Source organism: Aeromonas sp. QDB30 (assembly GCF_027707645.1).
GTDB lineage: Bacteria > Pseudomonadota > Gammaproteobacteria > Enterobacterales > Aeromonadaceae > Aeromonas > Aeromonas caviae.
In genome coordinates, this window is the sequence record NZ_JAPCIY010000035.1 from 1 (window position 1) to 16569 (window position 16569).

At 64.7% G+C, this 16569-nt stretch carries 12 protein-coding genes; 9 read left to right on the plus strand and 3 right to left on the minus strand.

Going from position 1 to position 16569, the window contains the following annotated elements; all coding sequences use genetic code 11:
* Window positions 1–60 precede the first annotated feature (60 nt).
* The 3 genes from PG896_RS12000 to PG896_RS12010 all read left to right on the plus strand — a co-directional run bounded on the left by PG896_RS12000 (window position 61) and on the right by PG896_RS12010 (window position 2696).
* Complete coding sequence (locus PG896_RS12000) at window positions 61–1569, plus strand: methyl-accepting chemotaxis protein (RefSeq protein WP_270835750.1); 1509 nt, start codon at window positions 61–63, stop codon at window positions 1567–1569.
* Window positions 1570–1692: 123 nt separating this feature from the next.
* Window positions 1693–2055: a DUF2750 domain-containing protein gene (locus PG896_RS12005; RefSeq protein ID WP_010674427.1), complete on the plus strand. Its 363-nt coding sequence runs from the start codon at window positions 1693–1695 to the stop codon at window positions 2053–2055.
* 146 nt (window positions 2056–2201) lie between these two features.
* A complete protein-coding gene (locus PG896_RS12010; protein ID WP_010674428.1) occupies window positions 2202–2696 on the plus strand; it encodes a hypothetical protein in 495 nt (164 codons plus the stop codon).
* On the opposite strand, the gene PG896_RS12015 is transcribed toward PG896_RS12010, so the two are convergent.
* Window positions 2659–4296: an EAL domain-containing protein gene (locus PG896_RS12015; RefSeq protein ID WP_270835751.1), complete on the minus strand. Its 1638-nt coding sequence runs from the start codon at window positions 4294–4296 to the stop codon at window positions 2659–2661. The two genes, PG896_RS12010 and PG896_RS12015, sit on opposite strands and share 38 nt — an antisense overlap.
* 188 nt (window positions 4297–4484) lie before the next feature.
* On the opposite strand from PG896_RS12015, the gene glgC reads away from it, so the two are divergent.
* Window positions 4485–5759: a glucose-1-phosphate adenylyltransferase gene (glgC, locus tag PG896_RS12020; RefSeq protein ID WP_039038908.1), complete on the plus strand. Its 1275-nt coding sequence runs from the start codon at window positions 4485–4487 to the stop codon at window positions 5757–5759.
* Window positions 5760–5817: 58 nt separating this feature from the next.
* Here the strand turns inward: glgC and PG896_RS12025 are convergent, their stop codons facing one another.
* Together PG896_RS12025 and PG896_RS12030 are read right to left on the minus strand one after the other, a co-directional pair.
* Window positions 5818–7818, minus strand: coding sequence for a hypothetical protein (locus PG896_RS12025; RefSeq protein ID WP_042863724.1), 2001 nt, complete (start codon window positions 7816–7818; stop codon window positions 5818–5820).
* Window positions 7819–7964: 146 nt separating this feature from the next.
* Window positions 7965–8516 (minus strand): lipoprotein, encoded by a 552-nt coding sequence (locus tag PG896_RS12030; RefSeq protein WP_039038906.1) that lies wholly within the window; start codon window positions 8514–8516, stop codon window positions 7965–7967.
* 335 nt (window positions 8517–8851) lie between these two features.
* Between PG896_RS12030 and PG896_RS12035 the strand changes: the two genes are divergently transcribed.
* The 5 genes from PG896_RS12035 to amoA all read left to right on the plus strand — a co-directional run bounded on the left by PG896_RS12035 (window position 8852) and on the right by amoA (window position 16565).
* Window positions 8852–10024: an isochorismate synthase gene (locus PG896_RS12035; RefSeq protein ID WP_234917531.1), complete on the plus strand. Its 1173-nt coding sequence runs from the start codon at window positions 8852–8854 to the stop codon at window positions 10022–10024.
* 76 nt (window positions 10025–10100) lie between these two features.
* Window positions 10101–11771, plus strand: a complete 1671-nt coding sequence (locus tag PG896_RS12040; protein ID WP_270835752.1) for a (2,3-dihydroxybenzoyl)adenylate synthase — start codon at window positions 10101–10103, stop codon at window positions 11769–11771.
* A 17-nt stretch (window positions 11772–11788) separates the two neighbouring features.
* On the plus strand, window positions 11789–12697 hold the full coding sequence (gene amoB, locus PG896_RS12045) for an amonabactin biosynthesis bifunctional protein AmoB (protein WP_041212928.1): 909 nt from the start codon (window positions 11789–11791) through the stop codon (window positions 12695–12697).
* Window positions 12694–15795, plus strand: a complete 3102-nt coding sequence (gene amoF, locus PG896_RS12050) for an amonabactin biosynthesis non-ribosomal peptide synthetase AmoF (RefSeq protein WP_270835753.1) — start codon at window positions 12694–12696, stop codon at window positions 15793–15795. The genes amoB and amoF overlap by 4 nt, the downstream gene beginning before the upstream one ends.
* Before the next feature lie 20 nt (window positions 15796–15815).
* On the plus strand, window positions 15816–16565 hold the full coding sequence (gene amoA, locus PG896_RS12055) for an amonabactin biosynthesis protein AmoA (RefSeq protein ID WP_041212930.1): 750 nt from the start codon (window positions 15816–15818) through the stop codon (window positions 16563–16565).
* Window positions 16566–16569: the final 4 nt, after the last annotated feature.

The following is a 16569-nucleotide window of genomic DNA, read 5'->3' on the forward strand; positions in this document are numbered from 1 at the left end:
TCCTGCATGGAGACGCGATTAGATCACAGACGATCTGCCTGTTCAAATTTCATTAACAAAGTGCGATCCCGCCCTGAGGCTCAGGTAGAGACTGCCTACAGCCTGGTGGCGGGGCTGGAAGCCAGGGTGCGCAAGGGGGAGCTGGACGAGGCGAGCGCCAAGGCCGAGGCGCTGGCGCTGATCAAGGGGTTGCGTTATGGCAACGATGACTACTTCTGGATCAACGACAGCCACCCCACCATGGTGATGCACCCCATGAAACCCGAGCTGGACGGCAAGGATCTCTCCGGGGTGGAGGACAAGCAGGGGCTCAGGCTGTTCGTCGCCTTCGCCGATCTGGCCCGGGCCCAGGGCGCGGGGGAGGTGGCCTACTACTGGCCCAAGCCGGGGGTGGACGAACCGGTACGCAAGATCTCCTACATCAAGCGCTTCGCCCCCTGGGACTGGATCATCGGCACCGGCGTCTATGTGGACGACGTCGAGGCCCAGTACCGGGAGGTGCTGCACACCCTGCTGGGGATCGGGCTGGTGCTGGCCCTCCTGCTGTTTGCCGTGGTCGGCCTCATCGTGCGCAGCATCGTCGTGCCCCTCTCCCGCTCGGTCTCGGCCCTTGGCAACATCGCCAGGGGGGAGGGGGATCTGCGGGTACGTCTGCCGGAGTCGGGGCGTGACGAGCTGAGCCAGCTCAGCATCAACTTCAACCTCTTTGCCAGCCAGATGGCGCAGCTGGTGGCCCGCAGCCAGCAGATAGCGGATCAGAACCGGGTGCATGCCCACCAGCTGGCCGAGGTGGTGGAGCGTACCGGCGCCATCGTCACCGGCCAGGAGCAGGATACCCTGCGGGTGGCCAGCGCCATGGAGCAGATGACGGTGAGCAGCCGCGAAGTGGGCCAGCACGCGGCCCAGGCCGCCGACGCGGCGGACTCGGCCCTCAATCTGGCCCAGCATGGCCGCGAGGTGGTGGTCCAGACCCGGGAGTCCATCAGCCAGTTGGCGGACGAGATGGTGGAGACGGTACAGGCGGTGAGCCGCCTCGAGCAGGAGACTCAGCAGATTGGCTCCGTGCTCGACGTCATTCGCGGGGTGGCGGAGCAGACCAACCTGCTGGCCCTCAACGCCGCCATTGAAGCGGCACGGGCCGGGGAGCAGGGGCGCGGCTTTGCGGTGGTCGCCGACGAGGTGCGTACCCTGGCGACCCGCACCCACAGCTCCACCGACGAGATCCGGCAGATGATCCAGCGGCTGCAGGAGGGGGCCGGCAAGGTGGTCAGCGGCATCAGCCAATTACAGCAGCTCTCCCGCGCGACGGCGGACAGGGCCGGCGATGCGGATGTCGCCATCAATGCCATCGATGGATCCGTCCACACCATTACTGCGATGAATGGGCAGATTGCCACGGCGGCGGCGGAGCAGAGCCGGGCGGCGGAGGAGATCAACCAGCGGCTGGTGGCCATCACCCAACTGGCGGCGGATGCCCTGGCCCAGAACCGGCTGACCGAGCAGGCATCCGGGCAACTGGCGCTGGCCTGCGACGAGCTGGGGGCCCTGGTGGCGAAATATCGCATCTGACGGCCTTTCTCCCCGCTTTTTCGGGATAAGGCTTGAGTCTGGGGGGCTTTTGGGACACCATCTGCCCCATTCTCGGCCAGCCCTGGCCGACAGCCTGCCATTGCTTTGCAAGAGAGAGACCCCATGAGCAAACTAACTGACAATCTTGACGCCAATTTCCAGCTGTTCATCGAAGAAGTCCGCGAGTCGGGTCAGGTGTGGGGTCTGCGCTACGGTGAAGACTGGGTGGTGTGCCGCTCCGCCGAGTTCGAAGATGCGGACGTGATGCCGCTCTGGTCCGCCGAAGGGGATGCCCGCCTGCACTGCGTGGACGAGTGGGCGGATTACGAGCCGGAAGTGATCGAGCTCGAAGAGTTCCTGGACATCTGGATCAACGATCTGGACGAGGATGACGTGCTGGTCGGCCCGAACTGGAACGCCGATCTGGAAGGCCAGGAGCTCGAGCCCATCGAGCTGGCCAAGGCGCTGGTGGAACTGGACGCCTGAGTCTGCCGTCCTGCCGGATTGTGATGAACCGGCCCCCTTCGGGGGCCGGTTTTTTTATGGCCGCCATGGGCCATGAAAAGGCGATTTGCCTTTGCACCCATCCCGGGGATGGGTCATCATCAACCCTTTGCCGATCGGGAGGTGCCATGTTTGTCTTTGACGTGACCACGAAGGCGGGGGCGCAGGGGAGGATCCAGGTGCAGGCGCTGGACTGGAGCCAGAGCGGCCCGGTGAGCTTTCAGTGTGACAGCGACGAGCTGGCCCTGGTGCTGCTGAGCGGGTGCCGCTGTGATGCCGTGGGGTACTTCAATCTGCTGGGGGGCTGCAAGCCGCTCTACGTGGAGCAGTGGCTCACCTATTTGCAGGAGCGTGGCCAGCTGGAGAAGGTCACGGCCCGCCAGGAGAGCCCGTCCCAACCCGATTACCTGACCCGGGCCGGGCTGGCGGACGACGAGCTCAATGCCCTGCTCGGCCAGATCTACAAGGTGGCCGGGTTCAACCGCCTGCAGATCAACCGCTACCTCAAGCATCGCCACAACCCGACCATGCTGGCGACCCGTTACGATCAGAAGGAGCTGGAGCGCTATCGCCAGCTCAACGACATCATTCTGACCCTGTTGAAGCTGAAACCGTCTCCGTGAAGATCCCCATCTGACCGATCTCCGGCCCCAGCTCCTGGGGTCGGGCGATCAGATAGCCCTGCAGGCCGTCCACATACATGCTCTGCAGCATCTGCTTCTGGCCTATCTGTTCCACCCCTTCCGCGATCACCAGGCAGCCCATGCGATGGGAGACGTCGACGATCATCCGCACGAACTGCTGGTTGGTGAGATCCTGCTCCAGCTCGGTGATGAGACCGGGGTCCAGCTTGATGTAGTCGGGTTTGAGCTCGCGAAACAGGCTGAAGGATCCGATCCCCTTGCCGAAGTTGCAGATGGCCGAGCGGCTGCCGTGGCGCCTGAGCAGCTCGAACAGCCGCCTGGACCCGGTCAGGTTGCGCTCCAGGTGCTCCTCGTCGAGCTCGAACACCAGATTGGCCCCGATGTCGGGGTCTTTTTGCAACTGGTGATCCAGCCAGATGAGAAAGGCGCTGTTTTGCAGCAGGGAGCCCGGCAGATTGAGACCCCATCGGCTGTTGTGGCCTCCGAAGGCGCGGTATTGGCGGATGACATGGCGGATCACCATCTGGGTCAGGCGCAGTACCATGTCCAGCCGCTGCGCCATGGCGAGCAGGGTATCGCTTGGCAGCACGGTGCCGTCGCTGCTGCTGAAACGGGGATAGATCTCGTGGTAGGCGAGCATGCCGCGATGCAGGGGCTGGATGGGCTGGCAGGTGAAGCTGACGCTCTCCTGCTCCAGCAGCTCGGTCAGCACCTGGGTCCAGTGATGCTGACCCTGCACCTCGACCACCTCGTCGTTCTGCTGGATGGCCCAGCCATTGACCACCTCCGTCTGGGCGCGGGCCAGCGCGAGATCCGCCCGGGCCAGAATGGCCTCTATCTTCTGCTCGCTGCTCAGGCGGGTCATGCCCGAGTAGGCGGCGCTCTCGAGCTCGTGATCGTGCTGATAGCGATCGAAGGCGAGCTTCAGATCCCGTCCCAGCAGATGGGGCGGGATCTGGGCCAGGGGGGGCAGCAGGACGGCAAAATCGGCCCCCGAGATGCGATAGACCCGGTGGCCCGGGAAGCGGTTGACGGTGTGGCTGATGAGGGCGGCGATGTCCCGGATGTAGGCATCCCCGGACTGGAAGCCGCGCTGGGCGTTGAGGGTCCCGAGCTCGGTGGCGCGGATGAGCACCAGGATGGCGGTCTGGGTGTTTTCCTGTTGCAGCAGCTCGGTCAGATCGCGCCGGAAGGCGTGGCGGTTGCCAAGGCCCGTCATCTCGTCCCGGGTCGCCTGATTGTGCAACTCGGTGATCTGGCGGTGGGCATCGATCTCGGCCTCATTGAAGGACGCAAGGAGCTGGCGCAGAGCCGTTTGTGCCTGTACGCTGTCGAGCATGGCGGGATCCCGCTGCTGCAGCGCCAGCAGCCAGCGTTGCTCCTGCCTCGCCTTTTCCCCACGGCGCACGCTGTGGGTGAGAAAGAGCAGCAGGGCGAATCCCGTCAGGGTGGTCATCAGGACCAGCAGCAGGGTGAGCGGTGAGGCGGGGGGGGCGAGCAGCACTCCCTGTAACAGCAGCATGGGAATGCAGACCAGTGCGCTGACCAGCAGCAGGTTTCCCTCATGTTTATTCAACATCGTTTCATCCTTGATGATGTTCATGATGTAGAAATTCTAACCAAGTCGCTGGCGCAAAACATGAGTACTCACGCAACTCCACGATAAAGCGCCGGCGGAATGCAACTAAATGTGAGTGAAAACACTTTCATGGCCTGTAAAAAAAGCGAAGATGGGTTGAAAACAGCCCCAACAGAGCAGAGGTAGATATGTTGCTAGAACCCGTAGACACCGCCAAAGCACGGCAACTATTGAATCAGAGTATGGCCTTGGTGCTCGCAGGGGGACGGGGCAGCCGCCTGAAGCAGTTGACCGATAACCGCGCCAAGCCCGCCGTCCACTTTGGCGGCAAATTCCGTATCATCGACTTCGTGCTCTCCAACTGCATCAACTCCGGCATCCGCCGGGTGGGTGTGGTGACCCAGTACAAGTCCCACAGTCTGTTGCGCCACCTGCAATCGGGCTGGTCTTTCCTGCGCTACCAGATGAACGAGTTCATCGACTTGCTGCCCGCCCAGCAGCGGGTGGACGAGGTGCACTGGTATCGCGGCACCGCAGACGCCATCTACCAGAACGTCGACATCATCCGTGACTACGGTCCCAAGTACATCGTGGTGCTGGCGGGGGATCACATCTACAAGATGGACTACGCCGCCATGCTGCTGGATCACGTGCGCCTCGGTGCCAAGGTGACGGTGGCCTGTATCGAGGTACCACGCTGCGAGGCATCGGCCTTCGGCGTGATGGACATCGACGAGCAACGCAAGATCCGCGCCTTCGTGGAGAAACCGGCCAATCCGCCCGCCATGCCGGGCTGCGAGGATCGCTCGCTGGCCTCCATGGGCATCTACATCTTCGAGGCGGAGTACCTCTACCAGTTGCTGGAAGAGGACATCCACAACCAGGAGTCCAAGCACGACTTCGGCATGGACGTGATCCCGCGCATCGTGGGGGAGGGCAAGGCCTTTGCCCACCCGTTCAACATGTCCTGTGTCGGGGCCAAGGAGGGGCAAAAACCCTACTGGCGCGACGTGGGGACCCTGGATTCGTTCTGGGAGGCGAACATGGACCTTGCCTCCGTGGTGCCCGAGCTCGACATTTATGACGAGAACTGGCCCATCTGGACCAGCCAGAACATGTCGCCCCCGGCCAAGTTCGTGCAGGACAGAAACGGCCAGCACGGCATGACCATCAATTCCATGTTTGCGGGGGGCTCCATCGTGAGCGGCTCCTTCGTGCTCAACTCGGTGTTGTTCACCAACGTGCGGGTCCACTCCTTCTGTACCCTGGATCAGGCGGTGATCTTCCCAGGGGTCGAGATCGGGGCTGGTTGCCGCTTGCGCCGGGTGGTGGTGGACAAGGGGTGCAAGCTGCCAGACGGCCTGGTGGTGGGGGAGAATGCGGACGAGGATGCACGCCGCTTCTACCGCTCCGAGCAGGGCATCGTGCTGGTGACCAAGCCGATGCTGGCCAAGCTCGGCTAACCTCGTCGACACAGACAAAAAAAGGGAGCCCTGGGCTCCCTTTCTATTGGTGGTCGATTTATTTCTCGCTGACCAGGGCCTTGCCGGCCATCACCATGGCGGTGCCATGCTTGCCACCGGCGGCGGTCACTTGCGGGACGCCATCTTCGTCGGTGTCGCTGCCGGCACCCTCGATGACGTTCTCGCCGGAGTCGCCGATCCACTCGGCCATCTGCATGCCGCCGTTGACGGTGCCGCGGAACCAGCTCACGTAGCGCTGGGTCAGCTGTGCCAGCTCCAGCTCGGGTGCCTTCTCGGCCCCTTCGTTGCGCAGGTTCAGCATGGCAGAGCGCAGGGCGCCGGAGATGGCGGCCTGGGTCCAGGGGGTGTATTCACCCTGCTTGCCAGCGAGCCAGGTACCGGCCTTGGCATTGAAGTAGGCCTTGTCGGCGGCGATGAAGAGCTCGCGTGCCGCGGTGCGGTACTTGGCATCCGAGGTGGCCAGGAAGGCGGCGGTGAGGCCGCGGATGGCGGCGAACTGCGCGTCGATGGACTGACCGGCGTCAAGCTTGCCGCCCAGGGTCAGACCGTCATGGACCAGGCCATTCTTGCCCTTGAGGTTGGCGAGGATGAAATCGGCCTGCTTGCGGACCAGTGCGATCGCCTGCTCACCCTGTGGGGTCTTGAGGTTCAGCTCGCCATTGTCACCGGCGGCGTAACCCACCGGCAGCGCATCCTGGGCGCGCTGGAAGATCTGCAGGGCGACCAGAGCGTAGGCGGCGTCGAAGGTAGTGACGTGCCCGGCCTGTTTGCCAGCTTGCCAGCTGTCGACCAGGGTGCCAGCCTTGGGCTCGAAGTGCAGGGCCTGCAGGTTCTTGAAGGTGAGGTTGGAGAGGTTCAGGGCCAGGGAGAAGGCATCGCTGCCCGCCACCGCCTTGCCCAGATCGTTGGTCTGGTTGGCAGCCGGAGCGGCGGCGAACGGGGCACCATCAAACACGGCGTGGAAGGCCGGGTTCTGGTTGGTGTTGGCCGTGCGCTGATCGCTGAAGGCGTAGAACTCGGAGAGGGGCCACAGCAGCATCCAGGCGTCGCGCAACTGGGCGGAGCCGTCCACGACCTCCAGCTTGCCGATGGCACCGGCGTCGTTCTTGCTGGTCTCGGTCACTTTCACCTGATGAGGGAAGTAGACAACCCCCTTGGCCGGATCGTACTGCGGGGTGATTTTGGCGCCCAGGGTCTTGCCGTCAAAGCCGAGCTGACCTTGCAGGATGGCGAGCTTGTCGATGGACTGCTCGGTCAGCATCATGCCGTTGAAGCCGTCGGCGGCAGAAACCCCCAGCTTGTGCTTGCCGTCCTGATCCATGGTGGCGGACGCGGCTTCCACCTCTTCATCGGTCTCGGCCACGTGCATGCCGCCCAGGAAGTCCTGGGACCACATCACTTCTTTGAGCAGGATGCCGCCCACGGCGGCCGGGACCAGCAGGTTGTCACTGCCGCTCCAGCGCAGGGTGGCGTAGTCGCGGAAGTAGGCGGGGACCTGGGTCTTGACGCTCTTCTCGTTGCCCTTGGCGGTCTTGATGGTGATCTGGTCACCGTTGACCGGGGTGGCGTTCACGGCCTGGGCGAACTCCGGGTTGGCGGAGGCGTAGGGCAGGGAGAGGGGATACATGCCCTGAGGAATTTCATCGGCGGGGAAGCCGACGGCCTCGGCCATGGCCAGTACCCGTTTGCCCAGGTCGGCCAGGGTGCCGCCACGGGCCTGGTTTTGCGGCCCGTTTACCAGATGGGGGCCCATGCCGGACTGGTAGTTGAGGGCGTACATTGCCTCTTCGGAGTATTCATAGGATTCGATGCCGGCGGCGAAGTCGAACGGGGTCGGCTCGTCGGCGCGGTTGGCGTCCAGCACATCCAGATCCAGACCGAGGGCCTCGGCCAGCGGCTCGCCGGAGAGCTCGAATTCGGTGTAGGCCAGCATGTTGGCCGCGGTGTTGAACGTCTTGTCCTCCACCTTGACGGCAGCCTGTGCGGCGCTGCTGAGGAGTGCGCAGGCGATCGCCTGCACCAGTACGGTTTTTCTCATGTCCTTCTCACCATATTGTTGATTTTATTATGACGCTTCTCATGAATCTAAATGAGAATGGTGTGCATTATGGGGCAAAGGGCGGGGCTTGAGAAGAAAAAAACCGCGCCCCGGTGGGGTGAAGAGGAGAGGCGCGGCGGCAGGTGTCACATCAGTTTGAAGGGGATGACCAGTCGGCCCGGCTCCACCTTGAGGGCTTCGACCTTCTCCTTGATCCGCGCCTCGTTCTGGCGGCTGCCATCGAGCCGGTAGACGGGGGTCTGGGAGAGGAACAGGGAGAGGGACTGGTTGAAGGTGGGTAAGAGCGGGGAGAGGGCGGTGCCCACGTCCGCTGGCTCTGTCTTGACGGAGAGCAGCTCGAGATCGCGCAGATAGATGGCGCCCTGTTCGGCCACGTAGTCCGGGCGTGCCCGCAGGGAGAGGCGGATCTTCATCTGCTGGCTGCCCAGCGGGCTCGCCACCTGCAGCTCGCCGGCGGCATCCAGCTCGACCTTGTCGGCCTGGCTGCGGCCGATGCGGCTTTGCATGTCATCGAGTCGGATCTTGCTCGACATGATGCCGGGGATCCCCAGCTGTTTCTCGAAGGCGACTCGCTCCTTGAGGTACTGGTTGATCTCTCCTTCACTGACGCTGTATTGGGTCAGCGAGCAGGCCGCCAGCAGCAGGGCGAAGGGGAGCAGAAGCAGGTGTTTCAACATGGGAGGGTTCCATTTTCGGGGCTGTCACAAGAGGTGGCGCCATCTTAGAGGCAAAGCGGGTTGGCCGCCAGTGGGGCCGCCCTGTCCGGTTTCTGTCGCATCCCCCATATGGGGATGGCAATCCGTTTTCATTCGAGTAGCTGTTTCCCTTCACCGCCAGCAGGCCCGCCCTGGCGTCATCCCCGACATACCCACAGACAAGCTCCTGTTTTAACGATGCAAAATCCCATTGACCCCGCGATTTCAAAGCGAGTATTTTACCGCCGCACAAAGTCAAACTGATAATCATTATCATTTTGAATCTTCTTTGAGGGTATGACGTGAAGACTCGAGTAATGGAAAATGGCGCACCTGCCGAGGCGAAGATGTCGCCTGATTTCTTGTTTACCTCGTGTCAGGGCACGATCAGTGCCACTGACCTGGGGCAACCCATCACCACCCCCGCCTGCGAGTGGCCCCTGCTGGCACAGCAGATAACCCTGGCCCTCGATGCCGCCAGGGCTGCCGGCCAGAGCAACCCCCTGCTCATCGGTGCTTTTGCGTTTGATCCGGCAGAGGCTTCCTGCCTCTATGTGCCCGGCCGTTATGAGCGGGGCGAGAAACTGGCCCCGATAGAGCCGACACCGGCGACAGAAGTGGAGCAGACCGTCGAGGCCAACCGGGTCATCTCGGTGCAGAGCACCCCGCCGGCCAGCGAATTCCAGGCCTCGGTCAGCGCGGCGCTGGATGTGTTTGCACAAGGTCGGCTCGCCAAGGTGGTGCTGTCGCGCAAACTCACCCTTACCCTGCACCGGCCCGCCGACCCTAAGCAGGTGATGGCCCGTTTGATGGCCCAGAATCCCCACGCATTCCACTTCTCCCTGCCGCTCGGCCAGGGTCGCCGCCTGCTGGGCGCTAGCCCAGAACTGCTGCTGCGGGTCAACGGGGGAGAGGTGTTCACCCATCCGTTGGCGGGCTCCGCCAGACGGGTGAGCGAGCCGGCGCAAGACGAAATGGTGGCCAGGGATCTGCTGGCTTCTCGCAAGGATCAGCATGAACACAAGTTGGTGATCGACGAGATCCGCCGGGTGCTGACCCCCCACTGCCGCGAGCTGGCGATCCCCGCTCATCCCTCGCTGATGAGCACGGATACCCTCTGGCATCTGGGCACTCCCATCGCTGGCCGGCTCAATGGCGGCGAGGCGTCGGTGCTCTCCCTGGCCTGCCAACTGCATCCCACCCCGGCCCTGTGCGGCTATCCCACCGATCTGGCCCGCCAGTTCATCCGCGAGCAGGAGCCCTTCCGGCGAGCCCTGTTCAGCGGCATCGTTGGCTGGTGCGACAGCCAGGGCAACGGTGAGTGGGCCGTGGTGATCCGCTGCGGCGTGCTCGATGGGCATCAGGTCGAGCTGTTTGCCGGCGCCGGTATCGTCGCGGGCTCGGATCCCGCCATGGAGTGGGCCGAGACCGGCACCAAGCTGGGGACCATGCTCAAAGCTCTGGGCCTGGATTTGGAGGTGGCGCAATGACCCAGCTTCAATATCTGGGCTGGCAGAGTGGACAGCCGAATCTGGAAGCCCTGGGCCTGAGTTCGGAGGTGGCGCAATGAGCCAATTCAACCACTTCCTGCCCTATACCCGCTGGCCCGAAGAGTTGGCGGAGCTGTACCGCGCCAAGGGCTATTGGCGCGGCGAGCCGCTGACCGCCATGCTGGCGCGTCAGTGCGAGCTGGCCCCCGACGCCGAGGCCATCCTCTGCGGCGAGCGGCGCTTGAGCTATGGCGAGCTGGACGCCGCCTCGAGCCGGCTGGCCGCAAATCTGGCCCGCCACGGCCTGGGGGTGGGGGATACCGCGCTGGTGCAGCTCCCCAATGTGGCCGAGTTCTATCTGGTGTTCTTTGCCCTGCTCAAGGCCGGCATTGCGCCGGTCAACGCGCTCTTTAGCCACAACCGGCTGGAGCTCCTCTCTTATGCCGAGCAGATCACACCGCGCCTCTTTGTCGGCTCGCTGACCCACCCGCTGTTTGCGAGCAAGGGTCGCGAGAGCGAGCTGCTGGCAAGCATCGGCGCCGAACTGGTGCTGCTGGATGGCGATGGTGGGGAGCTGGGGCTGACTCGCTGGCTCGGCGAGGGGGATGAGGGGAGCTCCCCATCCGTCTCTTTTGCCCCGACCCCGGCGGACGAGGTGGCCTTCTTCCAGCTCTCCGGCGGCAGTACCGGCACTCCCAAGCTCATCCCGCGCACCCATGACGACTATTACTACAGCGTGCGCCGCAGCAATGAGATCTGTGGCCTCGGCTCCCATACCCGTTATCTGTGCGCCCTGCCGGCGCCCCACAACTTTCCCTTGAGCTCCCCTGGCGCCCTGGGGGTGTTCGAGGCGGGTGGCGCCGTGGTGCTCGCCCCCGACCCCAGCCCCATCAGCTGTTTCCCGCTGATCGCCCGCCACCGGGTCAACCTCACCTCGCTGGTGCCGCCGGCGGTCTCCCTCTGGCTGCAGGCCGCGGAAGCGGACCCCACCGCGCGCACCCAACTCGAGAGCCTCGACTTGCTGCAAGTGGGCGGCGCCAAGCTGGGGGAGGCGGTGGCCAGCAAGATTGGGCCGCTGCTCGGCTGCCGGCTGCAGCAGGTGTTCGGCATGGCGGAAGGGCTGGTCAACTACACCCGGCTCTCTGATCCCGACGAGAAGGTCATTCACACCCAGGGCCGCCCCATGAGCCCGGACGACGAGGTGCGCATCCTCGATGAGGCGGGCAATCCGGTTGCCCCCGGCGAGCCTGGCGCCCTGCACACCCGCGGCCCCTATACCTTCCGCGGCTACTACCAGAGCCCGGCCCACAACGCCCGGGTGTTCAATGCCGAGGGCTTCTACTGCTCCGGCGATCTGGTGGTACAGGATGCCGATGGCTACCTCACCGTGGTGGGGCGGCAGAAGGATCAGATCAACCGGGGCGGCGAGAAGATCGCGGCGGAAGAGGTGGAAAACCAGCTGCTGCACCACCCTGCCATCACCCATGCGGCCCTGGTCTCCATGCCTGACAGCGCCATGGGGGAGAAGAGCTGCGCCTTCATTGTCAGCACGGATCCCGCCTTGAAGCCGCTGGCCTTGCGCAAGTTTCTGCGCGAGCGCGGAGTGGCGGATTTCAAGCTGCCCGACCGCTTCGAAACCCTGGACGCCCTGCCCATGACGGCGGTGGGCAAGATTGACAAGCAGGGGCTGCGGGCACGCATTGCGCACGCCATCGCCGCCAACCAGCCTCTACAGCATAAAAACTAGTAAGGAATCATGACGTTATGGCTATCCCAACTCTGAACAATTACGCCATGCCCAGCCAGTGGAAGGCCAACAAGGTCAACTGGTCTCTGGATCCCAAACGTGCCGCCCTGCTGATCCACGACATGCAGGAGTACTTCACCGCCTTCTATGGCGAAAACAGCCCGCTGATCGCGGCGCTCACCGAGCGCCTGGCCGCCGTGCGCAAGCAGTGCAAGGCCCTCGGCATCCCGGTCTTCTACACCGCCCAGCCCAAGGATCAATCCCCTGAGGATCGCGCCCTGCTCAACGACATGTGGGGCCCGGGGCTCAACAAACGGCCCGAGCAGCAGCAGGTGGTGGCAGCCCTGCGCCCGGAGCGGGACGACACCGTGCTGGTCAAGTGGCGCTACAGCGCCTTCCAGCGCTCCGAGCTCGAGCAGATGCTCAAAGCGCTGGGGCGGGATCAGCTGATCATCGGCGGCATCTACGGCCATATCGGTTGCATGATGACCGCCTGCGACGCCTTCATGCGCGACATCCAGCCCTTCTTCCTGGCGGACGGGGTGGCGGACTTCTCCCTGGCCGACCACCAGATGGCGCTCGACTACGTGGCGACCCGCTGCGGCAAGGTGATCCGCTGCGAGGAGGTGCTGGCCCTTGCGCCGGTTGCCGCTTCTGCCGTCCAGAGCAATCCGTTGCTGACGTATGAGGGGCTCAAGGCGCGGCTGCTGAGTCATATCGACGAGGACGAAGATGAGTTTGACCCCGATGAGAACCTCATCGACTACGGTCTGGATTCGGTGCGGATCATGGCCCTGCTCACCGAGTGGCGCGCCGCCGGGGTCGAGCTCGGCTTCGTGGATCTCGCCAAGTTGCCGACCCTCAACGGCTGGTGGCGCCTGATCGAGGCCAGGCTGGCAGCCCAGGCGCTGGAGGTGACCCCATGAACCGCTTCCCCTTGACCATACCTCAGCAGGGGCTCTGGTCCGGACATCTGCTGAACGACGACAAGGCGATGTTCAACACCGCCGAGTGCATCGCCTTCGACGGCAAGGTCGAGGCGGCCGTGCTGGCCGCGGCCCTTGCCAAGGCGGTAGGGGAGTGCGAGGTGCTCAAGGGCCACTTCGAAGACGATAAGGAGGCGGTCTGCTTCGTCTCGCATGAGCTGCCCCTGGCCTATGAAGAAATCTCCCTCGAGCACGATGACGAGACGCTGGCCCGCGCCTGGGCCTGGGCCGATCTGCGCCGCCCGTTCGAGCTGACCCAAGAGGCACCCTGCCGTTTCGCCCTGCTGCGCGGCCCCGGCCGCGATTATCTCTACAGCTGCGTGCACCACATCGCCCTCGACGGCTTTGGCACCACCTTGCTGTTCCAGCGCATCGCCGAACTGTATGCAGAGGGGCTGGCCGGTGAGATGAACTCCCCATCCCCCTTCGGCTCGTTGGCTGAAGTGCTGGCAGAAGAGGCGAGCCGCGAGCAGAGCGGCAAGAACGACGCCGCCCGCGCCTTCTGGCAGGAGCAGCTGCAAGGCTGGCCCGAGGTGAAGTCCTTTGGCGAGACCCGCGCACCCATCGCGGCCGAATTTATCCGCGAGAGCCGCCCACTGCCGGCGGCGCTCTGGCAATCCCTGACCGGCTTTGCCGACGAGCACAAACTGGGCTGGCCCGATCTGCTGCTGGCCGGTCTCTCTGCCCAGCTGTCGCTGTCGAGCGGCCAGGATAAGACCCTGCTCGGCCTGATGATGATGAACCGCATCGGCTCGGCGTCGCTGACCGTGCCCTGCATGCAGATGAACATCACCCCCCTTGCTCTGGAACTCGAAGAGGGGTTGAGTCTGGCGGGGGCCGCCGGCGCCGTGGCCAAGGCCAAGCGCGGGGTGCGCAAACACCAGCACTACCGCTACGAGCTGTTGCGCCGCGACCTTGGCCTGGTGGGGGGCGACAAACGCCTGTTCGGCCCGCTGGTCAACATCATGCCCTTCGATCACGCTCGCCGCTTCGGGCCGCTATCTGCCCATATTCTCAACATCAGCGCCGGCCCGGTGGAGGATCTCACCATCGAAGTGCAGGTCGGCGTCGATGGCCAGCCCAGACTGGATCTGGACGCCAACCCCGGCTGCTACCAGCAGGGAGAGCTGGCGGTCATCGCCGATACCCTGTTTGCCCTGCTGGGCCGCTGGCTGGCCGAGCCTGCTCAGACCCTGGGAACGCTCAAGGCCGACTGGCTGGCCGAGCAGCGAGCCAGGGCCCTGATCGCCGGCCCCTCCCATGAAGTGATCAAGGCACGGCCTGTGCTGGAGGCGATCTGCCACTTCGCCGCCCAGACACCGGACAAGATTGCCTTGATTCAGAGCACGGCGCAGGGAGAGGCCCGCTTCAGCTACGAGGCGCTGCTGGCCAGATCCGAACAGATGGCGGCTGCCCTGCAGGCCGCAGGCGTCGCCCCCGGCGACAAGGTGGGGGTCATGCTGGCCCGCACCCCCCAGGCCATCTTCGCCCAGCTGGCTGTGCTGCTGGCGGGCGCCGTCTATGTGCCGCTCGATCCCGAGCAGCCGCTGGAGCGCCAGGGCCATATCCTGCGACTGGGGGAGGTCAAGACCCTGATCACCCAGGCCGAGTACCGCCACAAGCTGGCCAGCCTGTTTGAGGGGCGCACCCTGCTGGCGGGGGATCTGGTGAGCGATGATCGGCTCAACCAGCCGACAGCCGGCCGCGCCGTCGCCTACCTGATGTTCACCTCGGGCTCGACCGGCCTGCCCAAGGGGGTGGCGGTGAGCCACGGCGCGCTGGATCACTTCGCCGCCGCCGCCCGCTGCCGTTATCACCTGAATGAAGAGGCGCGGATGTTGCAATTCGCCCCCTTCAACTTCGACGCCAGCATCGAGGAGGTGTTCGCCACCCTGAGCGCCGGCGCCACCCTGGTACTGCGCACCGACGCCCTGCTCGAATCCATGCCCGCCTTTGCGGCCGGGGTGGAGCAGATGGGGATCACCCACCTCGACCTGCCCACCGCGTTCTGGAACGAGTGGGTGGTGGCATTGACGGCGGGTCAGGCCCACATTCCTGCCGGGCTTACCACCGTCATCATCGGCGGCGAGGCGGTCTACCCCGAGCAGCTGGCCCAGTGGCAGCGCCAGGGTCGCTCCGATGTGCGCCTGTTCAACACCTACGGTCCCACCGAAACGACCGTGGTGGTGACCACTCAGGAGCTGCAACAGGAAGACCCGAGCCAGGCCCAGTTGCCCATCGGTCTGCCGCTGCCCGGCATGCAGGCGCTCATTCTGGGGGCGGGGGAGCAACCCGCCGAGGAAGGCGAGCTGGTACTGCTCGGCCCGCAGCTGGCCAACGGCTATGTGGGGGGCGTACAAGGCAGCTTCAATACCTTGCGGGTTGGCGCGGAGCTGATGCCCGTCTATCGCACCGGCGATCGGGTGCGCCTGGTGTCCGGCCGGCTGGTCTACCTCGGCCGGCGCGACAACGAATTCAAGATAAGCGGCTATCGCATCCAGCCCGGCGAAGTGGAGGCCCAGTTGCTGGCCCTGCCCGGGGTGGACGAGGCGTGCGTGCAGGGGGTGAGCATCGGCAGCGTGCGCCGACTGGTGGCCTTCGTGGCGGGGTCGGAGCGCGACAGCCGGGTCATCAAGGCGCAGCTGGCCAGGGTGCTGCCTGCCGCCATGATCCCCACCGACTATCGCCACTATGACCAGCTGCCCCGCACCGGCTCCAACAAGCTGGATCGCAAGACCCTGCTGGCCGCCTACCAGGCGGGCGGCGAAGCCCTGACCCTGGGCAGCGAGACCGAGAACCGGGTCGGCGCCATCTGGCAACAGATCCTGGGGCTCGCCACCATGGCGCCTGCCGACAACTTCTTCGAACTGGGGGGCCAGTCCCTGCAGACCATCCAGATCGTCAACCGGCTCGGCGCCGAGTTCGGGGTGCAGGTCAAGGTCTCCGACGTGTTCGATCACCCGCGCCTCGATGATTTCTGCCGTTTCCTTGACGGCCTGCTTTCCGAGGACGAAGAGAGCGTGGAGATGGTGTGGTGATGGATAAGGAGCAACAAGCAATGGCCTTTGATTTCACTGGCAAGCGGGTCTGGGTGACCGGGGCCGGGCGCGGCATCGGCCGCAAGGTGGCGACGCAGTTCGTGGCGGCCGGAGCAATCGTGGTGGGGCTGGATCTGGCGTTTCCCGAAGCCGACTACCCCTATGCCACCCGGCTGCTCGATATCGGCGATTCGAAGGCGGTCAACGCCTGCTGCGCAGCGCTGCTGGCGGACGGCGGGCTCGATGTGCTGGTGAACGGGGCCGGGGTCTTGCGCCTCGGCTCCACCGAGACTCTGAGCGATGACGACTGGCACGACTGCATGACGGTCAACGCCAGCGGCGTCTTCTATCTGCTGCGGGCCCTGGTGCCCCACTTCAAGGAGCAGCGGCGCGGCGCCATCGTCACCATCGGTTCCAACGCCGCCCATGTGCCGCGCATGCAGATGGCGGCCTATTGCGCCTCCAAGGCGGCGGTCACCAGCCTGACCCAGACGGTGGGGCTGGAGCTGGCCCCCTTCGGCGTGCGCGCCAACCTGGTGTCGCCGGGCTCGACGGATACCCCCATGCTGCGCGGCATGCTGCCAAGCGAGGAGGCCATGGCCCGCACCATTGCCGGGTTGCCGGAGCAGTTCAAGCTCGGTATCCCCCTGCGCAAGGTCGCCACCCCGGCGGAGATCGCCCATACCGTCCTCTTCCTGGCCTCGGATCTGGCCAGCCACATCACGCTGCAGGATCTGGTCGTCGACGGCGGCGCCACCCTGAGTGCCTGAGGCT

What these genes read in the sequence shown, in the direction of transcription:
- PG896_RS12040 (WP_270835752.1), top strand. Translation starts at nt 10,101, where the DNA reads ATGAGCCAATTCAACCACTTCCTGCCCTATACCCGCTGGCCCGAAGAG.
- PG896_RS12010 (WP_010674428.1), top strand. Translation starts at nt 2,202, where the DNA reads ATGTTTGTCTTTGACGTGACCACGAAGGCGGGGGCGCAGGGGAGGATC.
- glgC (WP_039038908.1), top strand. Translation starts at nt 4,485, where the DNA reads ATGTTGCTAGAACCCGTAGACACCGCCAAAGCACGGCAACTATTGAAT.
- PG896_RS12005 (WP_010674427.1), top strand. Translation starts at nt 1,693, where the DNA reads ATGAGCAAACTAACTGACAATCTTGACGCCAATTTCCAGCTGTTCATC.
- PG896_RS12025 (WP_042863724.1), bottom strand. Translation starts at nt 7,818, where the DNA reads ATGAGAAAAACCGTACTGGTGCAGGCGATCGCCTGCGCACTCCTCAGC.
- PG896_RS12015 (WP_270835751.1), bottom strand. Translation starts at nt 4,296, where the DNA reads ATGTTGAATAAACATGAGGGAAACCTGCTGCTGGTCAGCGCACTGGTC.
- amoA (WP_041212930.1), top strand. Translation starts at nt 15,816, where the DNA reads ATGGCCTTTGATTTCACTGGCAAGCGGGTCTGGGTGACCGGGGCCGGG.
- amoB (WP_041212928.1), top strand. Translation starts at nt 11,789, where the DNA reads ATGGCTATCCCAACTCTGAACAATTACGCCATGCCCAGCCAGTGGAAG.
- amoF (WP_270835753.1), top strand. Translation starts at nt 12,694, where the DNA reads ATGAACCGCTTCCCCTTGACCATACCTCAGCAGGGGCTCTGGTCCGGA.
- PG896_RS12035 (WP_234917531.1), top strand. Translation starts at nt 8,852, where the DNA reads ATGGAAAATGGCGCACCTGCCGAGGCGAAGATGTCGCCTGATTTCTTG.
- PG896_RS12030 (WP_039038906.1), bottom strand. Translation starts at nt 8,516, where the DNA reads ATGTTGAAACACCTGCTTCTGCTCCCCTTCGCCCTGCTGCTGGCGGCC.